Source organism: Seonamhaeicola sp. ABD4_175 (assembly GCF_056160885.1).
In genome coordinates, this window is sequence record NZ_JBSWYC010000003.1 from 99,813 (window position 1) to 120,411 (window position 20,599).

At 33.5% G+C, this 20,599-nt stretch carries 10 protein-coding genes; all 10 read left to right on the plus strand.

Annotated elements, in window-relative coordinates; all coding sequences use genetic code 11:
* Positions 1–263: 263 nt before the first annotated feature.
* On the plus strand, positions 264–3,221 hold the full coding sequence (locus ACXAG4_RS10350; RefSeq protein WP_475296012.1) for a T9SS type A sorting domain-containing protein: 2,958 nt from the start codon (positions 264–266) through the stop codon (positions 3,219–3,221).
* Between the two features lie 83 nt (positions 3,222–3,304).
* Positions 3,305–4,039, plus strand: a complete 735-nt coding sequence (locus tag ACXAG4_RS10355; RefSeq protein ID WP_475296013.1) for a hypothetical protein — start codon at positions 3,305–3,307, stop codon at positions 4,037–4,039.
* Between the two features lie 60 nt (positions 4,040–4,099).
* Positions 4,100–5,602, plus strand: a complete 1,503-nt coding sequence (locus ACXAG4_RS10360) for an alpha-L-fucosidase (RefSeq protein ID WP_475296014.1) — start codon at positions 4,100–4,102, stop codon at positions 5,600–5,602.
* A gap of 29 nt (positions 5,603–5,631) precedes the next feature.
* Entirely contained in the window at positions 5,632–7,044 is a 1,413-nt protein-coding gene (locus tag ACXAG4_RS10365; protein ID WP_475296015.1) for a glycoside hydrolase family 27 protein, read from the plus strand.
* Between the two features lie 19 nt (positions 7,045–7,063).
* Positions 7,064–8,944: an alpha-L-fucosidase gene (locus ACXAG4_RS10370; RefSeq protein ID WP_475296016.1), complete on the plus strand. Its 1,881-nt coding sequence runs from the start codon at positions 7,064–7,066 to the stop codon at positions 8,942–8,944.
* Between the two features lie 419 nt (positions 8,945–9,363).
* The gene (locus ACXAG4_RS10375) at positions 9,364–10,230 is read left to right on the plus strand and encodes a T9SS type A sorting domain-containing protein (protein WP_475296017.1); all 867 of its coding nucleotides are present in this window, start codon (positions 9,364–9,366) and stop codon (positions 10,228–10,230) included.
* A 484-nt stretch (positions 10,231–10,714) separates the two neighbouring features.
* Positions 10,715–12,577 (plus strand): FISUMP domain-containing protein, encoded by a 1,863-nt coding sequence (locus tag ACXAG4_RS10380; RefSeq protein ID WP_475296018.1) that lies wholly within the window; start codon positions 10,715–10,717, stop codon positions 12,575–12,577.
* 45 nt (positions 12,578–12,622) lie between these two features.
* Positions 12,623–15,787: a SusC/RagA family TonB-linked outer membrane protein gene (locus ACXAG4_RS10385; protein ID WP_475296019.1), complete on the plus strand. Its 3,165-nt coding sequence runs from the start codon at positions 12,623–12,625 to the stop codon at positions 15,785–15,787.
* Positions 15,788–15,797: 10 nt separating this feature from the next.
* Complete coding sequence (locus ACXAG4_RS10390) at positions 15,798–17,582, plus strand: RagB/SusD family nutrient uptake outer membrane protein (protein ID WP_475296020.1); 1,785 nt, start codon at positions 15,798–15,800, stop codon at positions 17,580–17,582.
* A 25-nt stretch (positions 17,583–17,607) separates the two neighbouring features.
* Positions 17,608–20,589 carry a SusC/RagA family TonB-linked outer membrane protein gene (locus tag ACXAG4_RS10395; protein WP_475296022.1) on the plus strand — a complete coding sequence of 994 codons (2,982 nt, stop codon included), beginning with the start codon at positions 17,608–17,610 and terminating at the stop codon, positions 20,587–20,589.
* Positions 20,590–20,599: the final 10 nt, after the last annotated feature.

Genomic DNA, 20,599 nt, shown 5'->3' on the forward strand with positions numbered 1-20,599 from the left:
GATTCTTGCATATTAGGGTAAGTTTAAATATCACTAAATACATATTCAATACTATTTAAAAAAGTTTTAGTACTAGAACATTTTATACCCCAATTTTGAACATTTATTGGAAAGAGTTTAGAACCTATTAAGGTAATTTTATAACAAATTTTGTATTCCAACTATAAAGTAATGGATATTAATTGTAACATGTTGGAGTATTCTTATTCTTTTATTTTCAGTTAATTACATACTAATAAATACATACCATTAAACTAAATATTATGATTAAAAGAATACATTCGAGTTTTGTTATTTTACTATTTTTTTATGGCTTCAGCCTTAACGCCCAAGAAATTTACATATCCACTTCCGGTAGTGATAGTAACAATGGTTCAAAGGAAAAACCTTTGGCTACACTAATTGCAGCAAGAGACAAGGCTCGAGAAACGGGCGCTAAAACTATTTACATTAGAGGAGGACGTTATAATTTTGATGAAACTTGTATTTTAGGTAGTGAAGATTCAGGGGTAACTTTTTCTGGCTATCAAGACGAAAGGGTTATTTTTGATGGAAGCAAATACATTCAAGCTAATCAATTTCAAGTAGTAACAGATGAAGCTCTGTTATCCAAACTACATACTAATGCAGCAGGCAAAGTGTATTCACAAGTTATAGTAAACCCAGAATTACAATCTTTTTTAGAGAAGCCAACTGCCCAAATATCAATGAACGATAAAATGGCAACTGTAGCACGATTTCCAAATATAGGTTTTGCACATATAAACAGATCTACAGTAACTGGAGAAGTTATTGGAGGAGAAGGAACAAACGATAACCCAAAAGGAGCAGAATTTAAGCTTCATGAAAATATAAATGCTTCAAAGTGGGCAGCAGAATTAGAAAGAGTAAAAAAAGCTAGAATTAAAGGGTATATATCGGCCGATTGGCATAAAGAAGAGAAAGTTGTTAGTACATTTAGCGCATCGGGTAATATAAAATTACGTGATGGGTCTAAATATGGTGTATTAGATGGTGGTGCTCATGTGAATCGCTTGTTTTTTTATCATCTATTATGTGAGTTAGATGAACCTGGTGAGTGGTATTATGATTCTTCAGATTCTCGTTTGTATGTTTGGCCAACAGAGCCAATAACAAACAATTCGTCAATAGGTGTTTGGGCAGGACCACAGTGTTTTGAAATTAATAATGGGCATGACATTCAAATAAAGAAGATAACCATTCAAAATATAGGTACCGGGTCTAATGGTCAAGGAGCCATTAATATCATCGGGGCTAGCAAAAATATATTGGTGGCTGGAGTTACGTTTCGCTATATAGCAGAGCCTCTAACATCTGTTAACCTATGGCATGACGTTAAGGATAGTAAGGTACTTAGTTGTAATTTTTATGATGTTTCAAATAATAGTCGTTTATATGGTGGTAAGTATACATCTACTTCAGTTGAATATGGTAATAACACAATAGAAAACTGTCATTTCACTCAAATTTATTCTAAAGATTTTTACGGTAAAGCTTGCGGAATTAATGGTGCAGGAAACACTTTTAAAAATAATTTAATTCACAACATGAATGGCCAACCAGTAACTCATGCAGGTATTGATCACATTATCGAACTCAATGAAGCTTTTAATGTAGGTATTGAAGAAGGTGACGGTGGTGCATTTTATACAGGCAATGCTATGTGGTCATTTGGTAATCAAATTAGACATAATTTTGTGCACCATATCATGAGTGTTCCTAAATTATTAGGAAGAGCAGCTTTTTTTTCTGATGATTTTGATGCAGGAGAAGATGTTTATGAAAACGTGGTGTTTAAAGGGGGTTGGGAAGCCTTAAAAATGAATAAAGGAGGCGGGCATGATATTGTTAGAAATGTGGTACTAGCTTGTCATAGAGGAATTAGAAATGGAAATTCTAAAAGTTCAGATCATGAAAAAATGATGAACTATCTATCAACAAATCCTTTATCTAATGATAAAAATAATTATATAGGAAGGCTGCTTAAAGTTGTTGGAGTATCTGGTTGGGAAACAACCGTTACTACGGAGAATTGGGCAGACAAAATAGAAAATTTTTGGTTTGAAAGATATCCTCAATTTGAAGAAATGATATTAGGGTTTAAAAATAATCAAAATTTTTATCCTTATGCATCGCATTATGATGATAATATGTTTTACGCAAATAATACAAATATTTTGGGAGGTAGTGTTGAAACAAGAAACGGAAATAGAGATATTACTTTAGATATTTTTGAAAACCCAAGTGTTTTGAATTTTAAATTTAAAAGCCCAAAACCATCATTTGCTCCTAACATACCTTTTGAAAAAATAGGCTTATACCTAGATCAATACCGCTGTGCGTTACCAAATAAAGATGTTTATCGTAAAAACATACGAGAACATTTTAGTGGTCAGCCTGCTCATGATAATAGTGCAATATATGATTTCAATACAATAAATACGCGACTTTACTATAATACAGGAGAAATGATTTTTAAGTTAACACCATGTATGGGAGCAATAGAAAGTCCTGGAGACGATAGTTATAATATTAAAGTAATTGGAGAGACTTGTCCTGATAAAGATAACGGACAAATAAAAATTGAAGTTAAAGAATCAGGAAATTATGCAGCAAATATAAATGGTGGTGCTAATATTAACTTTACCGAAGACTTAACAATTCAAAATTTGGTTCCTCAAACATACAACCTGTGTATTACAAATGTAATAAGTAATAAAAAACAATGCTTTGAGTTTACCTTAGATGAAGCTACTGAAGTAACTGGAAAAACAAAAAGAAAAAAAGAAGGTGTATCTGTAGAGATATCACATGGTACGCCCCCTTTTAATGTATTGGTAAATGGTAAGCCAATTTTTTATACTAATGCTTCAAATTTTGAAGTTAATGCCAACGAAGGAGATTTAATAGAGGTAAAGACCAGCGTAGAATGTGAAGGTAGTCTTTCTAAAATCGTATCTGACGTTTACCAAGTTTTGCCTAACCCAACTAATGGACGTTTTTCAATTAGCATGTCAGTTCCTGTATCAAATGTTCAAGTAAATGTTTATAATGTATATGGGCAAAGCATATCTTCAAAGTTTTACGAAGTATCCCAAGGGCGTATTGAACTGGATATAACAGAGCAGCCCTCGGGAGTATATTTTGCAAAAGTAGATATAGGCAAAAACAGTAAAACACTTAAGGTTATCAAAAAATGATATAATAAAAAACAATAAATAAAATAACATACCAATACATTGTGACCACAATTAAGAAAGTTAAGAACCAATCAATTAAAAAAATGAGAAAAAATATATTACAATTATCAATATTATTTTTGGGATGTCTGTTTTCCTGCAGTAGTGGAGGAGACGACCCTGTTACCGAGCCCGATCCAGATGAAGGAAACAACGGAGAGACCACAGAGAACCGCGCTCCGTCGGTACCAGAACTTACCAACCCAACAAACAACAAACTGTGCATAGAAAGTGACCTTGTGTTCAACTGGGAGGCCGCAACCGATCCAGACAACGATGCGGTAAAATATACCATGGAAGTATCAAAAAATGCTGGTTTCACCCAAATAACACACGCCTTTACCAACCTAACAGAAACCACACGTTCTATATCTCTAGATGCTGGTACAGCTTATTATTGGCGTGTAAAATCAACAGACAGCAAGAACAAGTCCAGCGCCTACTCAACAGTCTACCAGTTCTATACGGAAGGTTCTGGATCTGAGAACCACCTGCCTTTTTCCCCAAGCTTGGTACTTCCAGAGCAAGGGAGCAGCTTTGAAGGAACGAACGTTGAATTAATATGGGGCTGTACCGATGTTGATGATGATGCCCTGTCTTTTGATGTGTATTTAGATACTAATGCCAATCCAAGTTCACTCATTGAAGAAAACCTTAACAAAAAAAAACTAAACGTAAAAAACCTAGTGCCTAACACAACCTATTATTGGAAGGTAGTAGCAAGTGATGGACGTGGAGGTGTTGCCATAGGAGAAGTTTGGAGTTTTATAACTGAATAGAAAACTGTAAGCAATTAATATAACTTCACATAAAAATTTATCTAATAATTAAATATAAAAATGATTTTAAATTTCTTAAGGAAAACACCAATAATCACAATAGGATTAACTTTAAGTTTAGCATTAAGTTGTAGTCAATCTAAATCTGGAGAAAATGTAGAGAATTCACAAAGTAATTTGGAAAGTAGTAATGTGTCTAAAAAAACGTTAGCAGAGTTACAACATGATTTTGTAAATACAAGATACCAAGCTTATTTTCATTACAACATGTGCACGTTTCTTAATCTCAATTCTGAAGAACATCTAGGAAGATCAAGCGGTAAAGAGCCAGCTTCAATGTTTGCACCTAAAGGGCTAAATGTAGATAATTGGGTTAAGGCTGTAAAAGTTGCTAGAATGGAAGGTGGATGGTTAACAACCAAGCACCACGGTGGTTTTTGTTTATGGGATAGTGAGTTTACAGATTATGATGTGGCGTCTTCAAAAGACACAACAGATATAGTTCGTGAGTTTACAACTAAATTTAGAGAGGCAGGTTTAAAAGTAGGGTTGTACTATTCTATTTTAGATTATCATCATAGTGTTGAGAATGGGAAAACATCAGCAAAAGATGTTCAATTTTTAAAAAACCAAATAACTGAACTTTTAACCAATTATGGAAAAATAGATTATATCAATTTTGATGGATGGAGTACTTGGCCAACAACACCAAATTTTGATGATGTTGAATATGGAGAGATTTTAGCTTTAGTAAAAAAGTTACAACCAGAATGCTTGATTATTTCACATACTTATGAATCTAATTTGGCTCACGCCGAAGTACCTTTTGCCGATGCAGCAGGTAGAGATTATCCATATCATCCAGATTATTTAAGGCCAACAGCTGCATCAGATTTTTTACAAATAGATTGGTGGTGGGATGATAATAATGACATGAGAGTTAGAAAGAGTGTAGATTATATTTTAGGAAAATTAAATAGCTATAATTCTCATAACTCGGTATATATTCTCAACATCTCACCTAATATTGCTGGTGATATTGATGATGAAGTCTTTGTTCGCTTAAAAGAAGTGGCTGATGTTTGGGAGAAACCTAAAGATATTCCAATAGAAGAAAATTGGGGGTACCAATACAATACAGCAGAAAATTTGGCTTTTATGAAATCGTGTGAGCAATCGAGTATGAATAAATTTGTGCGAGATAAAAGAGCATATCCTAGAGCAGAAATTGCTGTAGATGGTGTTACTGAAGGAAACTGTATGATGGAGCAAACCTCTTGGACTCTTGAAGAAGACAAGCCTTGGTGGCGTGTTGATTTAGGTGAAATGCACAAAATAAATGAAATAACCATCTTTAACAGAACCGATGATAAAGTTGAGCAATTAAGTGATTTTACAGTTTCTGTATTAGACGCTGCAGGTAATATAGTTTGGCAATCTGTTCAGGATAATGCACCAAAACCTTCAATAACAATTAAGGTTGAAGCTACAAATGGCAGGTTTGTAAAAATTCAGTTAAATGGTAAAGGAGAGTTAGCATTAGCTGAAGTAATTGTAAAATAAGATTAAAAAAATAAAACTAAATACAGAAAATGAAAAAAGTAAAACTTTACTTCTTATCCATAATTTTATTAACTACTTTAAACTCAGTAGCACAAAAAAATAAGGTAAGTAAAATTGCATCAATTGATAATCTTGCTCCAACTCCACCTCTTGGGTATAATAGTTGGGATAGTTACTTGTACGCAATAACAGAAGATAAAGCAAGTGCCTTAATAGATGTTATGGCAGAAAAATACTTGCCTTTTGGTTACGAATACTTTGTTATAGATGCAGGTTGGTATTATAACATAGATTTTTATGAAGGTACCCAATACCCTAAAGATGTAATTGGTCCAGTTGTAGATGAATATGGTATGCCAGACCCTTGGGAAATCACCTTTCCAAATGGAATAAAAGCTTTAGCTTCTAAGGCACACAAAAAAGGTTTGAAGTTTGGAGTTTGGTTCATTAGGGGTATACCTAAGTTGGCAGTAGAAAGAAATTTACCTATTAAGGGAACAAAATATACAGCAAGAGATATTGCCGATACAACAAACACCTGTGGGTGGAATAATATATGCTACGGAATTGATATGAACAAACCCGGTGCGCAAGAATATTATAACGCACTAATTGATAAGTTAGCTTCTTGGGGTGTAGATTATATTAAGGTTGATGATGTGGTGCCAAACCCTAAAGAGATAGTAGCGGTTGCCAATGCAATTAAAAATGGCGGTCATAAAATGATTTATAGTCTATCGCCCGGAGAAAGATATTCAAAAAAAGATTTAGCTTTTTATAGAAAGGCTAATGTTTTACGAATAACTGAGGATATATGGGATCATGACAGGAGTTTAAGAAACGGTTTTGTTGGCTGGGAAAAGGCAGTTGGTATTGAAGGAAATGGCTTTTGGCCAGACTTAGATATGATTCCTTTTGGAAGATTGTGTGTTGGCGTGCCTGAAGGAATAACCATAAAAAAAGAAGACAAACGAAGCAGACAAAGCCGTTTTTCTAAAGATCAGATGCAAACTTTCATTACACAAAGAGCTCTTGCAGCTTCACCATTAATGATAGGAGGTGATTTGCTAACCATGGATGATTATTCTTACTCGCTATTAACAAATAAAACCATGCTGGAATGTAACCAAAATGGAGTTGTTGGCGTAAAAGTATATAGTAATGATGATGTTGAAGTATGGTATACACCAAATAAAGACAATCCAAGTAAAGGATGGATTGGTATATTCAACAGGCACGAAAACCATAAGATTATTAGAACGCTTTCAAAAAAAGAATTAGGCTTTACTGAAATCTATCAAAGTTATCACCGCGTTGGGAGCAAAAGTGACTACAAATTAAAAGACATTTGGAATAATGAAGAGTTTGTGCTTGAAGGAGAACATGATTTTGAAATACAGCCTAATGGTGTGCTTTTTCTAGAGTTTCAGGAGGTAGATTAAAGATAGATAAAATTAATTAATGATGAAAATAAATTTAAAATTACTAACTGCTCTATATATATGCTTTATAAGCATAAATGTTTCAGCGCAAACTAAAGAAGAACCGGTTTTAAGTTGGGAAGTTTTGCAGAATCATGAAATTCCAGAATGGTTTAAAGATGCTAAGTTTGGAATTTACGCTCATTTAGGGGTTTATTGCGTACCTGCTTTTGAAGGAGAATGGTACCCAAGACTGATGTTGCAAGAGGGCCATAAAGTGCAAAAGCACCATGTTGAAAAATATGGCCCAATAGATGAATTTGGTTATCATGACTTTATTCCAATGTTCAAACTGAAAAATTTTGATGCCAAAGAATGGGCAGATTTGTACAAGCGTGCTGGGGCCAAATTTGCAGGTCCAGTAGCAGAACATCATGACGGTTTTTCTATGTGGGATAGTGACGTGAATAGGTGGAACGCTAAAGATATGGGGCCAAAACGCGACGTTGTTGGTGAGTTGGTGAAAGCTATTCGTAAAAACGATATGAAAGTAATAACTTCTTTTCACCATGCGTTTAACGTAGAAGGGTATTACCACGATACTGAAAATTCTTTCGTAAACAATCCAAATTATGCCGATTTATATGGGAAATTACCATTGGAGGAAAGTTATGAACGTTGGTTTAAAAAGTTAAAAGAAGTTATAGATAATTATCAACCAGATCAAATTTGGTTTGATTGGGGGCTTAGGGCCATTCCTATGGAGTACCGACAAAAATTTGCCTCCTACTATTATTCAAAAGAGAAGGAATGGGGTAAAGATGTTATTATAACAAGAAAATTAGATCAATTACCGTATGGCGTAGGAGTTCATGATTATGAAGGTGGTAGCCCCAGAGATTTGGCTCCAAGATTGTGGCAAACCGATCAGTCTACAGGGGGGCACTATTGGAGTTATCGTGAAGGGTTGAAAACCCGTTCTCCACGATGGTTATTGCACGAGTTGATAAATGTAGTGAGTAAAAATGGTGTTATGTTATTAAATGTTTGTCCCGCTGCAGATGGAACAATTCCAGGAGGACAAAAAGAAATGTTATATGAAGTAGGCGACTGGTTAAAAATCAACGGCGAAGCTATTTATGGAACACGTCCTTGGCGCGTATCTGGAGAAGGACCAAATATGTATGGAAAAAAAGGGCATTATTATGATTTTAGTACTGCTCCACAAACTAATAAAATTAACGTAAAATATACCCAGAAAGATGGTAACCTCTTTGCTATTTGCCTAGATTGGCCAGGGGATGGTTTTACATTCGATAAAATCCAAGTAAAAGAAGCTCCAGCAGAGGCGAAAATCACATTGTTGGGTTATGGTGAGGTAGGTTATTCTATTGAAGGAGAAAAACTATCAGTTGATAAAATGGCAATTGAACAAACAGATATGCCATTTAAACACGCCTATGTTTTAAAATTAGAAGGTTTTGAATTAAATGCAGACCCATTCTCAAAATTAGAAGTTTTAAAACTAGATGGTAGTAATGCAAGTACTACGGGGCATATTCAAAAGAGAGATTTGGGTGTTGCAGACGGAAATATTCAAAAAGTTGGTTTGCAAAGTTGGCATAACCCATGGGATAAAGCCTATTGGCTTGTTAATGTGAAAGTACCCGGAGATTATGTGGTGCGAGGTGAATTTGCTACCCGTTTTAATCCAGCTAGAATGATGCTTTCTAACGGTGAAGACATTTTAAAATTTTCTACAGAACCCAGAAATAAATATGGTGAGAGCGTTTTAAAAAATTATGGCGTAATAACATTTAAAGGAACAGGATTGTATAGGTTGGAACTAGAAGCACAAGACAATGATAGTTTTCCGGGAATACAAAGATTTGTGCAAATGGAATTGGCTCCTATTGATTAATCATTTATAAAACATATTTTTTTAGACTGCTTTTAGGCGGTGTAAAACTTATAAAAAGTCGAGAGGTTAACCTTTCGACTTTTTTTTTGTATTAATTCTCAATATAAAAAGATAATTATAAGGGTAATGTACTTTTTTTTTGTCATATGTATATATTCTATAGTGTTTAGCCTGAGTTTTCCTGTTTATAAAAGTTAAACTTCTAACTCAAGGTATTGCTTGTTAGTTGTTAGAGTGGTTTAAAATTATGCAGAAGTACATATATCTTCAAAATATACGCACAACAGCCACAAAAACAAGGTTTTGAACAAAAAATCTGCCTAAAAGAACATTTATACACCCTAGAATTTCCTTAAGAATTACAAACTTGAGTACAGTAAAACACCATAGAATAATGAATTTTTTTAAACAACTAAATTATGAAAAGACCATTACTAAACTTATTTTTTATTGTAGCTGTAATTTTAATGGCGCAACTATCTTTTGGGCAATTAGTAAATGTTCCTTTGTCTAATGCAACAGGAGGAACACCTCACTATTCAGAACCAGGTAAAAGAGACAATCCTAATTATCTAATTAACGACTCATTTACTTATAATATAAATAGTCCAACAAGTCCATACCCAAATTGTGATCCATCAGGATTAGATAATTATTTTTTACCTGCAGGAACACCAGAAGATAACTGGTGGCAATGCGAAATGGCTATTCCAGCAGGAAAAGCATTAAAATTTCTAGATTTTTATGTAAGAGACGGAAATTATAGCAATAGTGGTGCATATAATAGATTTCGTAATTTAAAATTCACTTTGTCAGATGGTTTGTTGTCAGAAACAAAGTACTGGGAAGCTATAAGTACTACGTTAGCCAATGATGGAGATGTTAAAAACTATAGACGATGGAACATAGCGTCGGCTGGCTTTAGTGAATCTATGCTAAAAAACGCAGTTTCTCTAAGAATAGACCACTCTAGTGATAATGTAGATACCTTTTTAGAAATTCAAGAAATTCGTTTAGTAGCAGAGGCATCTGCATTAAGTATAGAGAATACTAAAAACATTAAGCTAACGGTTACTCCAAATCCGTTAGAAACTGGAAATGTAACCATAAGATTAAATAACGTTTCTACAAATATCTTAGAGGTATATTCTATACTTGGCACCTTGGTTTTTAACCAAGCTATACATTCAAGACAAAAAGTTACACTTGCACGTAATGTGTTCCCATCTTCAGGAATATATATTATAAAAGTAGGAGAGGCTAATTTAAAATTGATAGTAAAATAGTAGCAGTTGCACACAAATATAATTAACAGCATTTATTCTTTAGTATGCAAACTAGTATGCTTTTTTAATAGATGAAACAAAATAAAATAGATTTTAAAAATTCTAAGCGTCTTCATAACATACAATATGCTCTTTGTTGTTAAAAGCAATGGGTGAGTATAGAAATTTAGGGGTGTTTGAATGAAATAGACACTAATATGGAAAATATGTCGCCGTAATATTACCAGCTAAAAGTCATCTTTGAATTCATTAAAATTAAAATTACAATAAAATTAATTTCAATTAAAATGTTGGTTAGTAACCACATAATAATCTAACCAAAAACAATATTAACTAAACCAAAATGAATATGAAAAAAAGACAAAAGTATTACCAAATTAATTATTTATATGAAAAGTATAACCTCAAGAATCTTACTTTCAAAACAAAAACACATTTGAACTTTAAGTAAACAATTAGTTAAAATATTATAATACAAGAAATTATGAAGTATAAAAATAAAATCTTCTTGTTATTTATGGTTTTAATATCATTGATTTCATGTGACAAGGAAGATACGTTTGTTGAAAACAAACCAAGCGTAACATTACTTTCTCCTAGTAATATGGCTAATGGAATTGATATAGGGCCAGAGTTTGAATGGCAAGGTCAAGATCCTAATGGAAATGAATTAATGTACGATTTTTATTTAGGAGTAGATAGTACAAAACTATTTGTACAAGCTAAAAGTATTACAGAAACTACTTATAAGCTTACAGATTACAAATTACGTAAAGATGCCACTTTTTACTGGAAAGTAGTAGCTAATAATGGTGCAAATAAAGGCGAAAGTAGTATTTGGAGTTTTAAATCAATACCAGCACCTAATGCACCTAATTTAACAGCACCAGAAGCTAATGTTTTTATTCGTGAAAATTTAGTATTAGAATGGGAGGCTGTAGATGCAGCAGAAGGAGAAACTATTATTTATAATGTGTTCTTAGGAAAAAAAGAAAACCCTGAAGAATTAGTAGGTAAAGTTGAAGACGGAAGTACATCTTTAACTGTAGATGCCTCAACCTTAGAGGTTGGTGCGGTTTATTATTGGAAGGTAGAAGCTTCAGATTTAATTAACAGTTCTGCTAGTGAGGTGCGTTCTTTTAAAAAATTAAGTCCAGGAGCACCAGATGAGCCTATGCTTATAGCACCAAACAATAAAAGTGGAGCACAATCAGGAGTGGTGTTAGATTGGTCTGATGTAACAGACCCTGAAGGCGATATGGTGACTTACGAACTTTATATGGATAAAAATAATAATCCAACAACTTTAATAAGCACATCATCAGCTAGCGAATTTACAACCGCTAACTTAGATGTTAATTCTGCTTACTATTGGTATGTTTTAGCAAAAGACCCAGCAGGCAATAGTACTAAGTCTCAAACATATGGTTTTAGTGTAACAGGTGTAGGAGTAGGATTTCCAAAAATTCATGATTTTGAAGTTCCAAACATACTGTCTTTAGATGAGTTATTAGTATGGGATGAAGCAACAGGTGCAGCCTCTTATGATGTATATGTAGGAACAGCTAATCCGCCAACTAATTTGGTTGCTAATAATATAACAGAAACTCAGTTTAAAATTAAAAACGAAGATATTCCAAGTGATATAACTGATGTTAAAACCTATTATGCTCTTGTTGTTGCCAAAGATGGTGCGGGAGCTGAAACAAACTCTTTTCCGGTAGAGTTTACTCCACAAATGACTGGAATTTACACAGATGTAAGGCAAGCAGAATCTAACGATTATACTTGGGTGCGCTTTGGTGAACAAATATGGATGTCTCAAAACTTAAGAACTAAAAAATTATCAAATGGTGATGATTTAGATTTTCTAGGAAGAAACCAAAACAATGGAAATCCAGACGATAAATATTATAACGAACATCCAGAGGGTTATGATGGGTTTACCCCAAACTGGTCTGAAGTTCATGGGCGTGTATATAGTCAGGCATTAGTATCTAATTCACAAATGGCACCAGAAGGTTGGCATGTAATGAATAAAGAGGATATAGATTATTTAAGAAATTATGGAAACAAAAATGCAGGAGATATACTAGGAAAATGGCATGATAACGGAGTTGATCTTTATGGATTAAATTATGTTACTGCTGGTTGGCGCTATCCTAGCCCAAATGATTTTGATAATGGATTTAGAGTACCTCTTGAAAAGTCTAGAGCAGATCTTTGGGTAAATGATGGAGGAGAAGGAGTTTTAGAAATTCAATATGATGATGCTGCAAAACGATTTAGGTACTTCAATTACCATAATAAGATGATGTTTGGAATACGCTTAGTAAAAGATGAATAGCGTAATATATAAGTAGAATTAAAAAATGATAACCAATAATATAATATGAAATATAAAATTGCATTTTTCTTTTGTTGCTTTGTTTTTCTGAGCTACTCAATTAGTGCACAGAATATAACAGTAACTGGAAAAATAACAGACGAAAATGGTACGCCTTTACCAGGAGCCAATATAATAAGTTCTGAAACAAGTAAAGGTGTAAAAGGCGCTGTAGCTGATTTTGATGGAAATTACAACATTACAGTAAGTCCCAATAGTACGCTTAAGGTTACTTATTTAGGATATATATCTCAAAATATTGAAGTAGAGGGAAGAACTTTAATAAATATAACATTAAAATCAGATCAAGAATCTTTAGATGAAATTGTTGTTTTAGGATATAGTAAAACTAAAAAGGCCAACATAATTGGAGCTGTAGCAACCGTAAAAGGTGAAGCCCTTATGGAAACAGGAGTTACCAATATGTCGCAAGCTATTCAAGACCGCTTACCAGGAGTTTATACTGAAATTCCTTCAGGACAACCTGGTGCAGATGATGCTAAAATTACCATTAGAGGTGTATCTACTTTCAATGGAGATAACTCCCCTTTAATATTAATTGATGGCGTTGAAGCAACAGGCGGTTTTTCTCAGTTAGACCCTAGTGAAATAGCCTCAATATCTGTATTAAAAGATGCGGCCTCTACAGCTGTTTATGGTAATAGAGGTGCAGATGGTGTTATAATAATTACCACAAATCGTGGTAGTGAAGGTAACGCAAAAATTACAGTAGGCGGAGGTGTTACTGCTAAAGCTATGGCAGGGAAACCAGATAAATTATCATCATATGATGTGCTAATGTTAGGGCAAGAAGCTATAAAAAACTCAGGAGTTTATAGTGGCTTACGTCCACAACGTTATATCGATAATTTTTTAGATCCTAATAGAGATCAAATTCTTTATCCAGATGTAGATTGGTATGATGTTTTATTTAGAGATGTTGGCTGGGAATCTAACGCAAGAATAAATGTATCTGGCGGTACTAAGTTTGTTAAGTACTTCAGTTCATTTAGTGTAAATCATGTAGGAGATATTTTAAAAACCGAAGATTTTGGTAATGGGTATTATGATCCTTCATTTAGTTATGATAAAATGAATTTTAGAACTAATCTAGATTTTGACCTATCTAAAACTACAAGGTTAACGGTTGATATATCTGGCCGATCAGAAACAAGAAAAACACCCAATGCAGATATTGGAAGAAATGATTTTGGTAATTTATTTAAGTTTTTAGATGAAGCCACATCATACAGTTTTCCTGTATATTACCCAGAAGATTTTGTGACTGCATATCCAGATCCTTTATCTCCATACCCAGCAGGAGTACGTTACTCAGGAGCAGATAGTGAAAACCCATATCAATCAAACCCTTACACTAAATTAAATCATACAGGAATGAGAAAGTTTAGAAAAGATGTAGTTGATATAAGAATTGGTTTTACACAAAAACTAGATGTAATAACAAAAGGCCTAGTTTTTTCAGGTAAGTTTAATTATAGTACTGCTTTTGATTATGTGAAGAGAGAAGGTGTAAACCCTCATATATGGTTATATGATGTGCTAGAAAATGAATGGAGACCACAATCTGGTCAAAATTATAATTCTTCCGAGCCAAATTTTCACTCTTCAGGTGCTGAGAATTTTTCAGGCACTAGACGTAACACCTATTATGAAACAAAACTTAATTATGATAGGAGATTTGGAGACCATAACGTTTCAGCTTTAGCAGTTTTTAATAGAACAGAACGTAATATAGGTGTAGGTGTATTGCCTTCATACAGTGAAGATTGGGCTGGAATTGTAAGCTATGATTATAAAGGCAAGTATTTATTAAAATTAACAGGCGGTTATAATGGGTCTGAAAAGTTTGCTCCAGGAAAACGTTTTGGTTTCTTTCCGGGTTATGCCATAGGATGGAATATAGCTAAAGAAAAATTAGTTCAAGAAAATTTGCCATGGCTAAATACTTTTAAAGTACGCTATAATTACGGTGAATCTGGAACTGAAAATGCCGAAAGATTTTTATACCTAGGTGGTTATTCTGGCGTAACAGGGGTAAACAACAGGTTAATTAATACCGTTTTTGGATTACCTGCTGGTAATGAAATTCCTAGATGGGCAGAAACAAAAATAGGTAACCCAGATGCTACTTGGGAAACTGCATACAAACAAAACTTAGGGTTTGATGTTGATTTGTTTGATTATGATCTTACTCTAAGTTTAAACTTATATAAAGAACGTAGAGAAAACATATTTGTAAACATACCAGTACCATCATACTTTAACCCTAGTTTGGGTACTTTAAATACAGGAGGGCGTATTGGCTTGCCTAAAGTTAATTTAGGAGAGGTTAAAAATCACGGTTTTGAAATTGAGGGTAACTATAAACATGTAACACCTTCAGGTTTACGTTATTCATTTGGGGGTAGCGTTACCGTAGCTGATAGCAGAGTTATCTATCAAGGAGATCGTGTAGGTACACCAGGCTACCAAAGAAACGAAGGAAAACCTATTGGTTGGTTAAGAGGTTACCATAGTAACGGTTACATTAATAATTTTGAAGAAGCTATAAATGCACCAAACATATCAGGTGGTAATATACCAGGATTCTATTCTTATGCAGACTTTAATGGAGATGGTGTTATTAACAGCAATGACAATGTTGCGTTAGAAGGAACTAGCCAACCAGATTTTATTTATGCTTTTAACGGTAGTTTAACATATAAAGGATTTGATTTTAGTGCTAGATTTTTTGGGAAACAAGGCGTTACTTATAATGAAAGTAACCTATTCCCAAATTTTAATACTAGTTTGTTAGAAGCTAAGTCTGTACATTTAGACCGTTGGAGTCCAGATAATCAAAATGCAGCATTCCCTGCTTTTGGGCATATACCTAACGCTCAAGGTTATGAAAAAAGAAGTAGCGCTACAACTATAAATTCTTCGTATTTAAAACTACAAAGTGTAACATTAGGTTATAGTATAGAATCAGAATATTTAAAGAAACTTTTAAGAATACAAAAGTTAAAGCTAAACCTTTCTGGTTTCAATTTATATTCTTGGTCTAAAGTGCCTTTTGGTGATCCTGAAGGCGGAAACGGTGTATCTGGAGGTTATGGTCAATATCCTTTAGTGAGACGATTTATTTTTGGAGTAAATGTTGATTTTTAAAAAAAAAGTTATGATAAAAACTAAATATATAGTATTATTTCTATCAGCCTTACTGTACCTAGGTTGTGAAGACTATTTGGATAAACAAGACCCAGATGATAATTTTGCTACAGAAGATGAGGTGTGGCAAGATAAAAATAAAATTAATAGTATGGCTTTTAGGCTATACGATACCATGGAGTGGATGTTTGAAACCCGCCATAATTGGTCAGGAAGACAAGCAGCAGGTATAGGTAAGAATTACGGGAATGTTATGGCATTTTCAGGAGAAGTTTTAAATAACAGGCCTTTAACGGCTGTTAACGCTGTAATAGCAGGAGATTACCTTAGAGCAATTAATGAAGGTTTTGCTAACCCTGATTTTCATGATATGTGGTATGATGGTTGGGAAGCCATTTACGTAGCCAATAGTATATTAGATAGAATAGATGAAGTGCCTTTATCTGTTTTCACTGATGACGAAAGAAACCAAGTAAAAGGAGAAGCTTTATTATTTAGAGCCTTTTCTTATCATGAACTATCTAAACGTTGGGGAGCATTACCATACATAAAAGAAAAATTAGTACCTGAAACAGACTTAAATTTACCCAGACCAACATTTTTAGAGTTAACAGAAGATATTATAACAGATATTGATGAAGCTATACAAGTATTGCCAGAGGTAAGTTATTTAAACCACCCCCAAAACATGGGGCGAATGGGTAAAGCGGCAGCTATGGCTTTAAAATCTAAGGTTTTAACAACAGCTGCAAGCCCCAATTACACACCAAATAATCAAAAAAACAAAGAGTTATGGGAGCGTGCTGCCATTGCTGCTTGGGATGTCATTCAATTATCTCAAAATTCTGATAAAGTAGGTCTTTATCAAGGTGAGTATAACCATATTTTCCATACAGAACCTGGAACCATTGAAGGCTTGTGGCCTAGGTATTTTGAACCTGAAAATGCCTTTTCAGGTGTGTTTTCACATACATATTTATGGAAATATGTTGGGGGAGATGCAGGATATAGTCCTCCTCAAGAATTAATTGATAAGTTTGAAACAGCTGATGGTTTACGTATTGAAGACGCAGGTGCTACCTATAATCCGCAAAACCCTTACGCCAATAGAGATCCAAGATTTTATTTAGATGTACTCTATCATGGTGCGCCTTGGCCTAAAAACAACGAAAATGATGTAATGGATTTAAGAACAGACCCTTTGGGCGTAGACCGTACTGCACCTAATAGTTCTGGTTATGGCAATTCAGCAACGGGGTATTTAATTAGAAAAATGTTGCCAGAAAAATATAATAGAACGGCTTATAGAACAACAAAATATATAAACGCCCCTTATATTAGAATGGCCGAAATGTATTTAAATTATGCCGAGGCTGTTAATGAAGCTTATGAAAACCCAAATGCAACTGCACCAGGGGCATCATTAACAGCGGTTGAAGCGCTTAATGTAATACGTAATAGAGTTGGCCATGTAAATGTAAGACCTGAATATGCTGCCGATTATTTAACATTTCAAAAAACGGTAAGAAATGAATTTGCCATTGAGCTATGCTTTGAATATCATTCATGGTTTGATATGCTAAGGTGGAGAACAGCTAAAGAAGAACTAGATGGTCGTGTTTTTCATGGTGTTTTAATTATAGATGACGCTTCACAGCCAACAGGAGTTCGTTATGAAAGGTTTCCTATAGATAAAAATAGAACCTTTGAAGAAAGAAACTATAGGTATCCTATAAAAGAAAGCGATTTGCAAACATTTGCAATACCTAAATTAACCCAGAACCCAGGCTGGTAATATGTTAATAATTAATGATTTTACAATGATAAAAACAAAAACATTATATAAAGTAATAGTTGCTTTGTGCTTTTTAATGACTTTTTGGACTAATGCCCAGGAGATAAAGGTTTTAAATAATATCACAGCAACCATTACAAATAAGTCAGGCAATAAGTTACCAGGTGTATTAGTTGTTGCCTCTAAAACTAAAGAGTCTACAACCACCAATAATGACGGAGAGTTTACAATTAGCACTCAAAATGATGATATTTTATTAATATCTTTATTAGGCTATGAAAAAACTGTTATTAAAGTGAATGACGCGCGTTTAGATAGTAACGTTATTATTTTAAAAGGGTGGGGAGAAATTGATGAAAGTGAAAGTATTAATATATCACTACGTAGTCTACCTTTTGAGAGAATAACAGGTTCAGTAGAACGTATCACGGGCGATGAATTAAGTGATTTTCCAACAGCATCAGTTCATGAAGCATTAGCAGGAAGACTTTCAGGAGTTTCTTCTTCATACGGAAACGGAGCTCCTGTTTCAGAAGGTTTTGGAAACAATATTCGTAACCAAGGAGGAGAGCAAGTTTATGTTGATGGTATACCAACAGGAGAAATTGTGTTAACACCTAATGAAGTTGATGATGTTATTATAGCTAAAGATTATGGCTCTAGCTTTATGTATGGTACACTTGGTGCTACAGGAGCAATAATAGTAAACACTAAAAAAGGTTTGCCTGGTGAAAAAACAGTAAAATTTAGATCTAGAACAGGAGTTCGTACACCAACATTTTTACCAAATATGATGAACGCTCAAGATTATGCTGTTAACTATAATAAAGCATTAATTAATGATGGTTTTTCACCTATTTATTCACAAAGTGATATTAATGACTATATAACAGGTACAAATGCAGTTAAAAATCCTAATAATAATTATTATGAAGATTTTGTAAATGGTGTGTCTAATTATAGTCACATAACTGGAGATTTTTCAGGAGGTAATGAAAATGTTCAATATTATTCTCATTTAGGATATTACAATACTAACGGTATTGAAAGTGTTGGGCAAGGTAGAACTTTATCTCGCTTAAGACTAAACAATAATGTACAGATTAAATTTAGTGAAACTGGTAGTGTTAACCTTGGAATTGGTGGTAGTTTTAGTAAACGCAATGAACCAACTTTAAGTGCAGATGGGGCCTTTAATACAATGTATAATTATCCGGCTAATGCTTTGCCTTATAAAATAAATGATTCTATATATGGTAGAACTGCAGAGTTTGGTACAAATTTGCTTGCTCGTTTAGGAGATAATGCCGCTGAATTTGAAGATACCAGAAGAGATGGTTTTGCTCGTATAGGTTTAGATTTAGATTTAAGTGAAATTACTAAAGGACTTTCGTTTAATAGTTTAGTTGGTCTTTACACTTTTAATGTTATTTCTCAAACAAGAAATTACTCTGTTAATATGGCAGAACCAATTCATACCTTAAATAATGATGGTTCATATACAACAACGTTTAGAAATTACAGTAGAGGAAACGTAAGTGCTAAATGGTCTAAATCCGGTGATCGTGTTGATAGAACACAGTTTATAAATGCAAATTTACATTATAACCGTGATTTCTCAGATAACCATAAAGTTATTGCAGATTTAGTATATTCTAATCAAAAAATTACAGGAAGTAACTTAGATCAAAATACAATATTTAGAAATTTAGGTTTAACAGTAAACTATTTCTTTAAAAACAAATATGTATTTGAAGGTAAGTTACTAAACTCTCCTATTCGTCAATTATCACAAGATGAAAGAGATAAAATAAATTATGACGCAGGTGTAGCTTGGTTAGTTCATAAAGAGAATTTTTTAAACAAAGCTAATTGGATTAATTTTTTAAAGTTAAGGGGAAACTTTGGAGTGCAGTTTAGACCAGTTAGTCAATTCTTTTTTTCTGAAAATTTATACGGAGGCTCTGGAGCTGGTACTTTTGGTATTCGTAATGAAAGTATTGGAGCAGGAGGTGTAAACAGAATATTTACGGCTTCAAGTTTAGTTTCTCCTAAGCAAGAATATTTAAGTTTAGGGGCAGATTTTCAAATGTTTAACTCAAAGGTTAACGGTCAAATAAACTATTTTAATATACGTAATTATGACCAAATTGTTGCACCAACAAATTTATATGCTTTACTACCATCAAGTTATATGGAGTTAGATAATTATGAAGACACAAGGATAAGAGGCGTTGATGGAAATATTTCATATAAAAATACCATTGGAGACCTTAAATATAAATTAGGGTTAAATGCAACATACAGTTTAAGTTATAATACAAAATCTAATACGGTGCTATACCCTGAAGCAGAAGCACAACGTAACAGTATGGGAAATAATGGAGGCCGTATTATTGGATTAGATGCTATTGGAATTTTTCAAAATGAAACAGAAATAGCCAATGCAGCACCTCAATTATTTGGCGAGGTTAAACCTGGAGATATACGTTATAGAGACTATAATAATGATGGTGTAATAGACGAAAAAGATTATCATGAAATTGGTAATGCATCACGAATTTTTTATGGTGTTAATTACTTTATGAGCTATAAAAACTGGAGCTTTAGTATACACGGAGATGGTGTTTTAGGAGGTAGCTACATAGAGTCTTTAAACTGGAATCCAGGAACTAGTAACTACACAAATTCTTTAGCAAATAGCTGGCCTGTAAGCAATAGCTTGCCTAGGCTTACAACGCTTGATAATACTAATAACTATAGAAATTCATCATTTTGGATAAAAGATGCAGGATATTTTAATGTAAGAAGTATTATGTTGTCGTATTCTTTACCACAGTCATTTTTAAAAGGAATAGGAGTAGAAACATTCAGATTTTCAGCTTCTGGTAAAAATCTTTTTGTTATTTCTTCAAATAATGATAGGTATATGCCTAGTAGAAGCAGAGGATATACACAACACCCAATTTTAAAGGCGTTTGAATTAGGTTTAGAAGTATCATTTTAATAAAAAATAG